This is a genomic window from Haemophilus haemolyticus (assembly GCF_003351405.1).
Classification (GTDB): domain Bacteria; phylum Pseudomonadota; class Gammaproteobacteria; order Enterobacterales; family Pasteurellaceae; genus Haemophilus; species Haemophilus haemolyticus_N.
On the sequence record NZ_CP031240.1, the window covers coordinates 585938 to 598747 of the forward strand.

The window sequence follows — 12810 nt, forward strand, 5'->3', positions numbered from 1 at the left end:
TAATAAAGATATTTTGTATTCTGTTATTTACAGTTTGTAAATATTAAAATAATATCAGTGTAAATTTTAAATTACAACATAAGGAAGCAAACATGAACAAAACTGTAGGCAGCACACTTCTCATTGCCGGTACGATGATTGGTGCGGGAATGCTGGCTATGCCACTCACTTCCGCCGGTATCGGATTCGGCTTTACTTTAGTCTTATTATTAGGGCTTTGGGCATTATTAACTTTTAGCGCACTTTTATTCGTTGAACTCTATCAAACTGCAGAAAGTGATGCAGGTATCGGTACACTCGCTGAACAATATTTTGGTAAAGCAGGACGCATTATTGCCACAGCCGTACTAATTATTTTCTTATACGCATTAATTGCCGCTTATATCAGCGGTGGCGGTTCACTACTAAAAGATTTATTACCAGAAAGTTTTGGCGATAAAGTTAGCATCTTATTATTTACCGTGATTTTTGGTTCATTTATTGTCATCGGCACACATAGCGTAGATAAAATTAATCGCGTGTTATTTTTTGTGATGCTTGCAGCCTTTGCCGTGGTGTTAAGCTTAATGTTGCCAGAAATCAAATTTGATAACTTAATGGCGACGCCAATTGATAATGCTTTAATTATCTCTGCAAGCCCTGTATTTTTCACGGCATTTGGTTTCCACGGTTCCATTCCAAGTTTAAATAAATACTTAGGTGGCAACGTAAAAGCATTACGTATTTCTATTTTAGCGGGTTCAGCAATTACCCTTTGCGCTTATATTTTATGGCAAATGTCGACTCACGGCTTGCTCACACAAAATGACTTCTTACAAATTTTAAAAGAAGATGCCACCTTAAATGGCTTGGTAAAAGCAACGCTTGCTATCACTGGCAGTAACATGATCGCAGGTGCGGTAAAATTATTCTCAACTTTGGCGCTGGTTACTTCTTTCTTGGGCGTAGGGCTTGGATTGTTGGAATGTATCGAAGATTTATTAAAACGATCTTTTAATATTTCTGCAGGGCGTATCTCACTTGGCTTAATGACGTTCATTCCACCACTCGTCTTTGCGCTCTTCTATCCTGAAGGTTTTATTTTAGCGCTAGGCTACGCAGGTCAAATGTTTGCATTCTATGCCGTAGTATTGCCAGTTAGCCTCGTTTGGAAAGCTCGTCGAACTCACACCAATTTGCCATACAAAGTATGGGGAGGAAATATGACTTTAATTATCGTATTGGTATTAGGCGTAATCATTACATCCATTCCATTTGCGATTCGTGCGGGTTACTTGCCATTTGTCGTGGGTTAATAATATAAATATCAAAAAACATCATTCAATTAATCTGTACTCCAACAGTTAGACTAAATAAATAAATAACTAACTAACTAATTAAGGTACAGATTTTTTATAATCTTGGGCTGAAAAGAAAAATGTTTTTATGACAAGGAATTTGAATCAATAGACGAGATTATCGAATCTTTATATTAGCTATTAAAACGAAGAATAAATCAAATTAAAAATACAATATTCAAAAGAGGGCTTCAGATTATAATCTAAACTTATTAAGCCAACTCACATATCAAATTGTACTATAAGCTGTTGCTTGCCCTTATGAAACCTAATTTATTGATTTTCTTTTAATTTTCTTAATAACGCAATTTCTCTTTCTAACCCATTTATAATTTTATCTTTTTGTGCTAATAATTCATCTTTATGGCTTAATATTAATTGTAATTGTTGAATGGTTTTTTCTAAATTTTCATTTCCAATTGCAAACAAAAAATTATTTGAGTTGCTTGATTCAGTTACAGTATTATTAAAATAAACTTTCTCAGTTTCCCCCATAGAGAGCAACTCACAAATATCCATATCAAATACTTCAGATATTTGTTCTAAACGAGATAGATTTGAACGCACTTCACCTCGCTCAATTTTCCCATAACCTGTTACCGACATCCCTAATTTATCCGCCATATTTTCTTGCGATAACTGGTATTGTTCGCGTAACTGGCGGATTTTTTCATTAATTTTCATACATTGCCCTCTAAAGGTAAACCGTTACCTTAATTAGGTAACTAGCTGTAACTGTTGGTTTATTGTACATAATTTTTGCCAAATTATAATGGTTTTGGATTTTTTCTCCTACTTTTATTTATTGAGGCTCTATGAAATTAAAAAATGTAACTATTGCAACAGCAATTTTAGCTGTATTAACAGGCTGTGGAAGTAGCGGTGGCGGTTCTAGCACACCAAACACTAATCAACCAACCGCTCAAAATGAGCAAGCTCGTCAGCAAGTAACTGACGCTAAGAAAGCAGAAGGAACGCGCAAAGCCGAAGAAGCCAGCAAAGCTGAAGAAACTCGTAAAGCTGAAGAAACTCGTAAAGCTGAAGAAACTCGTAAAGCTGAAGAAACTCGTAAATCCGAAGAAACAAAAACCACACAATCTAAAGCTGAATTTGCTGAATGGCTGAAACAATACGATATCCATAATCCTGATTATGATTTTATCGACAAAAATTTTGATAAATCTAAAGATGAAAAACTTGTTGCTGTCATAAATTACAAAAAAAGAAACGATTCTTTAATTCGTGAATTTGACTTAAATGAGCTTGCTCAAAATGAAATTGTTAATAAAACATTCCCGCAAATAGAAAACTCTGGCCCGAAAACTGATCGAAGTGCGAAAGTATATAATCAAAAGTATTCTATTATATATGGCTTATATGTGAAAAATACGTATGATAGTTATAGTCGAGGCATTGATGAGTCTTTTGGTGCAGGAACTTCTACAGACATTGATGATTATAGTTACGGATTACGTACAAAAGAAACAGGATTACCAACAGAAGGACAAGCTACTTATACAGGTAAAGCCTTTAATTATGAAAGCAATGGCGATGTAATTTATCATGTTGATTTTGAGAAAAGAAAAGGCTCAGGAAAAATCACAGGTATTCAAAATTATGGTGATATAACCTTATCTGAAGCTGATATTAAGGTAAAAAGCCAAACTAGAGAAGTTGGCATACCAAGTGGTGTAGCTTCTTCAGCTATTGCAAATGAACAATACGGTAGCTATACCGTTAATTTCTATGGACCGCAAGCCGAAGAAATAAATGGAAATGTATATTTTGGATTTAGTCATGGTTCATCAAAACCTAGTTTGGGACAATTCAACTCAACAACAATCGGCTTCGGCGGCACTCGCGGTGAAATCACCAAATAACCGATCTGTAGGGGCGAATTACATTCGCCCTGATATTCCACCGATGTTTTAGAGCAAATGCGATTTACCCCTACAAGAAAATGCCGTTTAAAGTAGATTTAAACGGCATTTTTATTATCTAATCAGTTAAAATTGGTTCAGTAATACGTTAATATAGTTCACAATTTATTTGAATAATGGTTAAGTTATGCGAGAAAATTACACGGAAGATGAGAAAAAGCGGTATATTACCTCTCAACTTGGTAATGAATATTTACAAAAAATGGAGAATATTCATCGAGGAGGGAATAATGCATCTAAAGGGCAACATTATGAAGATCAGTTTATGTTATTTAAGGTATTAGAAGTAGCAAGTTCAGATAATCAATGGGCTAAACATCGCTTTACACACCAAAATTTCGATTTTTTTGATGATATTTGTTATGAAGATTTTATAACGGGTACGAAACATAACTATCAAGCCAAAAACTCTTCTCTATCTGCAGCCGATTGGAATGATGAACATTCAGAAAGAGCTAAAAATCAGATAACAATTGACCTTGATTTTCACGAGGTACAATATTCTCAAAATTATCTAGTCGTTGCAAATGAAAAGAAGGCGTTAGAAAATTTAGCTAAAATTCCTAGTGAATTAAGTGAATATTGTTCTAGTTTATTTTTCCCTTATTATTCAGATAGATTTATAGATTTTGTGCGTGAAAAATTATCAGGAATGCTAGAAAAATTAACCCAATCAAGTGATCTATCAGATCAGGATTTTGCCGCTAAATTATTATCAGGAATTTTAACAAATAGTGATAATCCAAGAACCTTGAAAGAAATTTTTCAAGAAGCGGAAAGTAAAGGGTATCCTAATCCATTTATCAATCCGAATTATCAAATAAAATTACCTGAATGGTTAAAAACGTTATTATCAAGTAACCAGAAAATAGTTTATCGGTGCCAAGGGAATTTTCTTATAGTCACCTTTGGTGAATTGGAAATTAAAGTTCCACTTGGAGAAATGGAAAAATTAGATGATAATGATGCAATTCAAATAACTGACTTACTCACATTAATTACCTATTTAAAGCAACTTTCCGCAAAATCCTTAGTGGGAGGCGAAAAAAATGAGTAGACAATTTAATATTCCAACTCCACTTGAGAGTATTGTTAAAACAGAGCTAGAAGGGTTGCTACATAATCATTCCAGCCCTCAAGATTATCAAAGAAACATGACACATCTTGGAGAGTTATTAGCCTCAACTTTTGTGAGTAAATTAAGCAAAAATCACAAATTGCTTGCTATTTCTACCGCAGAAGATGCTGATTATTTATTAACAGGGGTACTAAATAAATTAGCAGAAAATGAGGTACAAACTTCAGTTGCAGTTTTTTGGAATCATCATCACAGATTAGAAAACAAACAAAGTGTAGCGCCGATTTTGCATCAGTATATTCAATCGGGTTATGAAGATGCAGATACTATTGTGATTGTGAAATCAGTGATTTCGGGCAGTTGTATAGTGAGAACGAACTTATTAGCTATGTTTAATGAGGTAAAACAAGCGAAAAAGATTTTTGTTGTTTCTCCTGTAATGTATTACAAAGCCCAAAGCGGATTATCTTCTGAATTCCCTCCTGAAATTGCGGAAAAATTCGAATATATCTATTTTGCAATGGATGATGAAAGAACCGTAGAGGGAGAAGTTGTTCCAGGTATTGGTGGGCAAATTTATAAACTACTTGGTATAGATAATCAGCCTGTTTTAACAGGATATATGCCGAACCTTGTCAAAATGGCTGTACTCTCTTCTTTAAGTTAAAAAACAAGCGACTTCGGTCGCTTTTTTATTACCTTAAAAAGGTAGGTTATAGCAACTATAAAGGTATGGTTCATGTCTTAAGAGGAATTTATAATTGAGCAAATTATTTTCCTGTTGATATTATGAAAAAACTCGCAAATTTCCTTATTTTCCTACCGTTTGCAACACAAGCGGAAACTTTTCACGCACCTCAACCTGTTTTCTTTGAGAACAATACTTTGCCCAAACAGACTGAACCACAAATAAAAACGCAACCAAAAACAGAAAATCCGCCAGCCCCTTCGTTTGCCCTTTCTGATGCAGACAGCACCAAAACCAAGCTAGAGAAGTTGATTAACTATGGTGTATTAAAACAGCAATGGCATTTGTTGAAGCAGCTACTGCCGTTGTATCAACAGCAGGCGAATTATGATGAAACGCTTTATCGTTACGCAATGGGGGCGATGTTGCGGGCAGAAAAAGAATACCCACAGGCAATTTCGCTTTATCAGAAGATTTTAGCCGAGAAGCCAGAGTTAGCTTATCCGCGTTTTGATTTGGGTGTGATGTTATTTGAAAACAAGCAATATCGCCAGGCGAAAGCAGAGTTGGAACGTGCCAAGCCCGAACTTTCACCACAAATGCAGCAGCTTACCGAACGTTATATGCAAGCAATGGCGGAGCGGCAAAGCTGGCAGCCTGATATGGAGCTACAATATACCCAAACCGATAACGTAAATAACGCCTCTTCTCAGCAAGATATTATATTGGGAGGATTGAGATTTAAAAAAGATGCGGAATCTTTACCACAAAAGGCACACGGCTTCCGCTACGGTGTGGGTGTAAACCGAGAATTGAACATAGCCGGTAATCATTTTATTACAGCAAATGGTCGCTTTAGTGGCGTGCATTATTGGGATAACCAAGATTACAGCGAAAAATCACTTTATGCTTCGCTTGGCTATCGTTACCGTTCGGCATTGCAAGCGGTCGGATTTTCCCCATTTTTTGAACAGAACTGGCTCGGTTCACCACGTTATAGCAAAAATTACGGGGTAGTTGCAGATTTTCGTCGAGAATTGACCGCTTACTGGGCAATTTCAGGATCTTTTTCGCATACGCAAAAACGCTATGCCGATGCTTCTATCGCTCGTCGTCATAATGGTTATCTGAACGGTGTTTCACTTACGTTAAGTTATCAAGCCAAGTCGAATTGGTTGCTTTTTAGTGGTGTGGAAGGCAGTGTTGATCATAGCAAAGATAAAGCGGAATCTTCTCTTCGCCGTGGGGTGAATATCGGTTCGGTGTGGGAGCTTAAAGAGTTTGTCAGCCGTATTAGCTTACGTTATGTGAAGCGAGATTTTCGTGCTGAGAACTTTTACTTTCCCACCCAAAAACGCCAAGACAAGGAATATAGCTTAAATGCGTCGGTATGGTATAACCGCTTGCAATGGCAGGGTTTTGTACCGAAGCTGAATTATCGTTATCGTAAAATTGATAGTAATATCCCTGAATTTTATTCAAGAAAAAGTGAGGAGTGGTTTATTTCTGTGGAAAAAGATTTTTAAGTTCTGAATACTAATAACCGTTTACAGATTGATCTGCACCTAAATGTTGGACTAAATAACTAATTCAGGTGCAGATTTTTTATAATTAAACAGATGAATTTTGAATGGTGTTATCAAATGATAAATTTTTTAATGCGTTTTATGGCTCGTGCTATACAAAATTTTATCCGTATAGGCCAAGGCGATTGCTGACACCAAAAAGCCTAAGTGCAATAATAACTGCCACATCATCGTTTTTTCTGGCGTATTGCTTGCGTTCACAAAGGTTTGCAACATATGGATAGATGAAATGCCGATAATAGACATAGAAAGTTTAACCTTTAATACAGTCGCATTTACATGGCTCATCCATTCAGGCTGATCGGGGTGATTACGCGTACGCAATTTAGATACGAAAATTTCATAGCCACCGATAGTCACCATCACAAGCAAGTTTGCGATCATCACAACATCAATCAAATTCAACACACCCAACATAATCGTGTTGGAATCCATCTCATTGACATTAATCACCAATGCCCATAAACCTTTAATAAACTTATAAGAGTAGATCGCAAGGGTTACAATCAAACCCAAATAAATCGGCACTTGCAACCAGCGACTAGCAAAAATTATTTTCGCGATAATATTCGATTGTTCGTTATATTTCGCATAAGGATCAACAGGTTTGTTTTCTTCCATTAGATTTTATTCCTAAATTAAATAGTGGGTTAAATAAACAAAAAACCGCAAGAAAATAGCAGTTTTTTTGAAAATAGCAATAAAGAAATCGAGTTATTCTTATTTTATTTATACATTTGAAGGGGAAGAAATTGATTCTCTCAAAATACAGGTCGGCTCTAACACTAAAGTGCGGTAATTTTCATTGGGTTCTTGTATACGTTGCAATAAAGCCTCAACAGCAAGCTTACCTAATTCAGCTTTAGGTTGACTGATTGTAGATAAAGAAGGGAAAAGATAACGAGCTAATTCAATATCATCGTATCCCATGATAGAAATATCTTGCGGAATACGTAAACCTTGATTCTGAATTGCCTGATAAGCGCCAATGGCAATAGTATCGCTACAACAGAAAATAGCCGTCGGTCTATCGGATAACGCAAGCAGTTTTTGAGCCCCAACTATCCCTCCTTCAAAATCAAAATGACTTTCTACAATCCAATCAGGATTTAAAACTATATTAGCTTCAGACAAAGCTTTCTTATATCCCAGCAAACGATTTTTAGCTACTGACTTTCTGAGATTACCCGTAATAATGCCAATTTTCTGGTGTCCCGCATCAACCATAGATTTTGTTGCAAGATAACCGCCACGTTCTGAGTTCTCTAGAATTTTGTCTGCATTTAACTCGGTAAACCACCAATCCATCACAACTAAGGGCAAAGATACTGTAAGCTCCATATCCGCTTGAAAACGACTATCTCCGCACATCAGTAATACACCATCTACTTGTTTATGTATTAAGGTTTGTAGATTTTGGTGTAAACGCTTGGCATCCCCACCCGTTGTAGCAATAATAAGATTATATTGATTTTTCTGACAATATTGCTCCACCCCAGCCATAACTTCAGAGAAAAAAGGATTATTAGTCGCAGTAACAAGTAACCCTATCGTTTTTGTCGTTTTTACCTTTAAGCTACGAGCTATATAAGAAGGCGTATAATTAAGTTCAACAACTATACGCATTACCTTCTCTCGAATTTCGTCACTGACAAAACGAGATCCATTAATCACATGAGAAACAGTAGACGTAGATACTTGCGCCAATCGAGCAATATCTTTCATTGTTGCCATAAAACACCTAAAAAATTGACCGCACTTTAAACATGAGCCAGAAATTCTAATGTTTCTTGACGAGTAGGAATAGATGGTTGAGCGCCTTTACGTGTTACACTAATAGCGGCGGCGGCCTGGCCAAATCTAACGGCATTTTCAAAGGATTGACCTTCTAGCAAGGCTGTAACAAATCCACCATTAAACGTGTCACCAGCAGCCGTTGTATCTACCGCTTTTACACGGAAACCGTTAATTATACGAGTTTCACCATTTTGGCTAACAAACACACCTTTCTCACCTAATGTAATCATGACACAATCAATTCCTTTTTTATGGAAAACTTGCGCAGCTTCCACCGCACTTTGTTCATCACTCACTCGTATACCAGTAAGGATTTCAGCTTCTGTTTCATTTGGTGTAATGATATCAATCATACTTAATAAGGTATCCGATAAATCTCTCGCAGGAGCAGGATTTAGTACGACTTTCACACCATTTTCTTGAGCAATTTTTGCAGCGAGCTCCACACCTGAAATAGGCGTTTCTAACTGCATTAATAAATAATTAGATTGAGCAATTTTTGCTTCACTATGCCGCACCAATTTTTCATCTAAATGTGCGTTTGCTCCACGAGCTAATACGATGCTATTTTCACCTGATTGGGCTACTTGAATAAATGCCATTCCCGTCATTTCTTGAGAAATAGAATGAATATTTGTCGTATCGATCCCCTCTTGTAAAAATGCATTTTTCATTGTTTCACCTATGACATCAGATCCAACACAGCCAATAAACTCTACATTTGCTCCTAACCGAGCAGCAGCTACCGCCTGATTTGCACCTTTTCCACCATAGACAAGCTGGTAATTATCACCAGTTAATGTTTCGCCAGGCTTAGAAAAATAAGGAACAGAAATCACATGATCAGCATTAATACTGCCAAGAACGATGAGTTTTTTGTTCATGTTAAACTCCTTGAACAATTAAAATTTGTCTTTATAAATTGAAAGAGACATGGATCTGAAGAAACTGGAACTCCCCCCTGCCATTAATGTAGTCTGTCGCATATAAGCAAGGGGGAGATACAAAGTGATGCAATAACTATTCACTAATTACTTTTAAATCTACTGGGATTTTTGATTCCACTTTTTCGCCTTTTAAGATTTTATCAGCTGTAACAACACCCAATGAACCAATAAGATCAGGTTGTTGTGCAATAGTTGCAGCCATTTTTCCACCTTTCACCGCTTTAACACCATCATCTGTACCATCAAATCCCACAACAAGGACTTTTTTGTTAGATGCTTTAATTGCCCGTAATGCACCTAATGCCATCTCATCATTTTGAGCAAAAATAGCCTGTACATCTCCTTTTGAGGCAAGCAAATTTTCCGTTACATTCAAACCTTTTGTACGATCAAAGTCCGCAGGCTGACTAGCTAATACATTAAACTTATGTGCAGTGATGGCTTGTTTAAAACCTTCACCTCGTTCACGCGCTGCAGATGTACCAGCAATACCTTCAAGTTGGATAACCTTAGCTCCATCACCTAATTTTTGTGCGATGAAATCCCCAGCCATTTTTCCGCCTGCTATATTGTCAGATGCGATATGGCTTACTACTTTTCCTTTAGCTGCACCACGATCTAATGTAATAACTGGAATATGATTACGGTTTGCAATCGCCACTGCATTGCCAACGGCTTCAGAATCAGTTGGATTGATCAATAGTACTTTTGCACCACGCACTGTTAAATCTTCAACATTAGCAAGTTCTTTAGCTGGGTCATTTTGTGAATCAAGCACGACTAATTTATAACCTAATTCATCAGCCTTTTTCTGGGCACCATCTTTCAATGTGACAAAAAATGGATTATCTAATGTCGACACGGCCAAAGCGATCGTGTCTTGTGCAGATGCTGAACCAGTAACAGCCAAACCTAATAATACAGCAGAAGTAAGAGCGGTTAGTTTTTTCATAATTTCTCCTTGAAGTGAATTACAGTTTTTTCGTACCAAGATAGTTATCGGCTAAAACGGCAACCAAAATAACCAACGCTTTTGCTATCATCTGATAGTAAGATGAAATATCTAATAAATTTAATGCATTATTTAAAAAACCAATGATTAATGCGCCAATGAGGGTTCCCATTACACGACCCTTACCACCCATCAAACTCGTTCCCCCAACAACAACAGCAGCAATAGCATCCAATTCATAAGATACACCAGCTGTCGGTTGTGCCGAGGATAAACGTGAAGTAACAATTAAACCTGCTAATGCAGAAAGGAAACCACTGACAGCAAAAACAAATACTTTGATTTTATTGACATTAATACCAGAAAGTTGGGTCGCCGCCTCATTTCCACCTAAAGCATAAATATAGCGACCGATTGGTGTGTGTTTCAAAATATACCAAGCTACTGCAAACACAGCGCTCATAATCCAAATTGGTACCGGAATACCTAAGGAATATCCAGTACCAATACCAGCAAATATATCCGCATTATCAGAGAAACCTGTCGTAATAGGACGACCATCTGTATAAACCATTGTTATACCACGCAGTAAGGTCATGGTAACCAAGGTAGCAATAAAAGCCTGAACTTTTCCCTTTGCAACAATTACGCCACTTACACCACCAAGAAGTGTTCCAATCAATAAAACAACAGGAACTACTAAAAAAATAGGCAATTCAATACTTACCATTGAGGCTGCAATAGCGCCAGTCAATGCCAATACAGATCCAACAGAAAGATCTATTCCCGCAATTAAGATAACAAAGGTCATCCCAACTGCAATAATCGCATTAACTGAAGTTTGACGTAAAATATTCAAAATATTATCTACACTAAAAAAATCAGGATTAATCACTGATACAATTGCGATAAGAATAATCAATGCAATAAAAGAGCGCTGTTCAATCAAAAATCTTCCTATTTGAAAATTAGATGTTTCATTTTTCATCATACTTACCTACTCTTATTTACCAATAGCTGCTGCTAATAACTTTTCTTGTGTTGCCTGTTCACGAGAAAATTCTGCACTAATTTTACCTTCACGCATTACCAACACTCGATCACTCATACCAAGCACCTCTGGCATATCCGATGAAATCATCAAAATACTCAAACCATCCTTCTTAAACTCGTTAATAAGCTGGTAAATTTCTTTCTTAGCACCAACATCTACACCACGAGTAGGTTCATCTAAAATCAACACATTTGGGCGAGTCATTAATCCACGAGCAATTGCCACTTTTTGTTGATTTCCACCAGACAATAAACCCACCTGTTGATCACGACTAGGGGTCTTAATATTAAACATCAAAATAAAATCATCGACTGCCATTTTTTCTGCTTGATGACGAATATTGCCTCTGTTAGAAAAATGATCGAGAGATGTTAGCGACATATTTTCTTTTACCGACATTCCTAAAATTAAACCATCACCTTTACGATCTTCGGATATATACACAATGCCATTATCTAAACCATCTTGAGGAGTGTGATTCTCAATATCTTGATTTTTTAACCTCACTTTACCGCTTGTTTTTGGTAATGCGCCGTAAAGTAACTTTCCAAGCTCAGTTCTTCCTGCGCCCATTAAACCGGAAACGCCCACAATCTCGCCAGCATGAAGCGTAAATGAAACATCATCAATGCCACTACCACTCAGATGCTCCACACTCAACACACATTCACCTTTTTTTCGTGCCAAGTGTGGATATTGTTCATCCAAGCGACGACCTACCATCATTTCAATTAAATCGTCTTCAACAATATCAGCTACTACACGCTCACCAATGAATTGCCCATCTCTCAGAACCGTTACATCATCGCAAATCTGAAAAATTTCTTTTAAACGATGGGAAATATAAACAATGCCACGATTTTCAGTTTTAAGTTCACGAATAACATTAAATAAAGACTCTGTTTCAGTATCGGTTAATGCATCCGTTGGTTCATCCATAATGATTACTTTAGATTCAAAACTGAGTGCTTTTGCAATCTCAACCATCTGCTGTTCACCAATAGAAAGTTCTGAGCATAATTTTTTACTACTATGGGTTACACCTAAACGAGCTAACAGTTTATCTGCCTCGGTATACATTTTTTGCCAATTAATTGCCCCCCATGAGGTTTTAAACTCACGACCAAGGAAAATGTTTTCAGCAATCGTGAGATTGTCGACCAAATTCAGCTCTTGGTGAATAATACTAATACCCGCCTCTTGTGATTCTTTTGGGCCTTTAAAGATCACTTCCTTACTGAGATACTCAATAGTGCCAGCATCTTTAGAATAAATACCAGTAAGCACCTTCATCAAAGTCGATTTACCTGCACCATTTTCACCCATCAATGCCATAACTCGACCAGAATAAACTGATAAACCGGCATTACTTAAAGCCTTCACACCAGGGAAAGATTTATCAATGCCAGAAATTTTAAGTAAGGTTTCCAT

Annotated in this window: 12 protein-coding genes; 5 read left to right on the forward strand and 7 right to left on the reverse strand. The window is 36.8% G+C overall.

The features are described from left to right. Positions 1–92 precede the first annotated feature (92 nt). Positions 93–1295: an aromatic amino acid transporter gene (locus tag DV427_RS02945; protein ID WP_114891239.1), complete on the forward strand. Its 1203-nt coding sequence runs from the start codon at positions 93–95 to the stop codon at positions 1293–1295. 315 nt (positions 1296–1610) lie between these two features. Here DV427_RS02945 and DV427_RS02950 read toward each other — a convergent pair whose 3' ends face one another. Then, the gene (locus tag DV427_RS02950; protein ID WP_114891240.1) at positions 1611–2021 is read right to left on the reverse strand and encodes a helix-turn-helix domain-containing protein; all 411 of its coding nucleotides are present in this window, start codon (positions 2019–2021) and stop codon (positions 1611–1613) included. Positions 2022–2152: 131 nt separating this feature from the next. On the opposite strand from DV427_RS02950, the gene DV427_RS09585 reads away from it, so the two are divergent. The 4 genes from DV427_RS09585 (at position 2153) to DV427_RS02970 (ending at position 6569) form a co-directional block, all read left to right on the forward strand. Beyond that, the gene (locus DV427_RS09585) at positions 2153–3217 is read left to right on the forward strand and encodes a factor H binding protein domain-containing protein (RefSeq protein WP_114891241.1); all 1065 of its coding nucleotides are present in this window, start codon (positions 2153–2155) and stop codon (positions 3215–3217) included. A 187-nt stretch (positions 3218–3404) separates the two neighbouring features. Beyond that, on the forward strand, positions 3405–4334 hold the full coding sequence (locus tag DV427_RS02960) for a hypothetical protein (protein ID WP_114891242.1): 930 nt from the start codon (positions 3405–3407) through the stop codon (positions 4332–4334). Beyond that, positions 4327–5022, forward strand: a complete 696-nt coding sequence (locus DV427_RS02965) for a hypothetical protein (protein WP_114891243.1) — start codon at positions 4327–4329, stop codon at positions 5020–5022. Before DV427_RS02960 ends, DV427_RS02965 begins: the two co-directional genes overlap by 8 nt. A gap of 122 nt (positions 5023–5144) precedes the next feature. Continuing rightward, positions 5145–6569: a surface lipoprotein assembly modifier gene (locus tag DV427_RS02970; RefSeq protein ID WP_114891244.1), complete on the forward strand. Its 1425-nt coding sequence runs from the start codon at positions 5145–5147 to the stop codon at positions 6567–6569. 129 nt (positions 6570–6698) lie between these two features. Here DV427_RS02970 and DV427_RS02975 read toward each other — a convergent pair whose 3' ends face one another. From DV427_RS02975 to rbsA, 6 genes are all read right to left on the reverse strand, one after another. Then, positions 6699–7250 (reverse strand): TIGR00645 family protein, encoded by a 552-nt coding sequence (locus tag DV427_RS02975; RefSeq protein WP_005635695.1) that lies wholly within the window; start codon positions 7248–7250, stop codon positions 6699–6701. Positions 7251–7358: 108 nt separating this feature from the next. Beyond that, complete coding sequence (locus DV427_RS02980) at positions 7359–8363, reverse strand: substrate-binding domain-containing protein (RefSeq protein ID WP_114891245.1); 1005 nt, start codon at positions 8361–8363, stop codon at positions 7359–7361. 26 nt (positions 8364–8389) lie between these two features. Further along, positions 8390–9310, reverse strand: a complete 921-nt coding sequence (rbsK, locus tag DV427_RS02985) for a ribokinase (protein ID WP_114891246.1) — start codon at positions 9308–9310, stop codon at positions 8390–8392. 136 nt (positions 9311–9446) lie between these two features. Next, positions 9447–10325, reverse strand: coding sequence for a ribose ABC transporter substrate-binding protein RbsB (gene rbsB, locus DV427_RS02990; RefSeq protein ID WP_032803206.1), 879 nt, complete (start codon positions 10323–10325; stop codon positions 9447–9449). 19 nt (positions 10326–10344) lie between these two features. Continuing rightward, positions 10345–11313, reverse strand: coding sequence for a ribose ABC transporter permease (gene rbsC, locus DV427_RS02995; protein ID WP_032826482.1), 969 nt, complete (start codon positions 11311–11313; stop codon positions 10345–10347). Positions 11314–11328: 15 nt separating this feature from the next. Continuing rightward, positions 11329–12810, reverse strand: coding sequence for a ribose ABC transporter ATP-binding protein RbsA (gene rbsA / locus DV427_RS03000; protein WP_114891247.1), 1482 nt, complete (start codon positions 12808–12810; stop codon positions 11329–11331).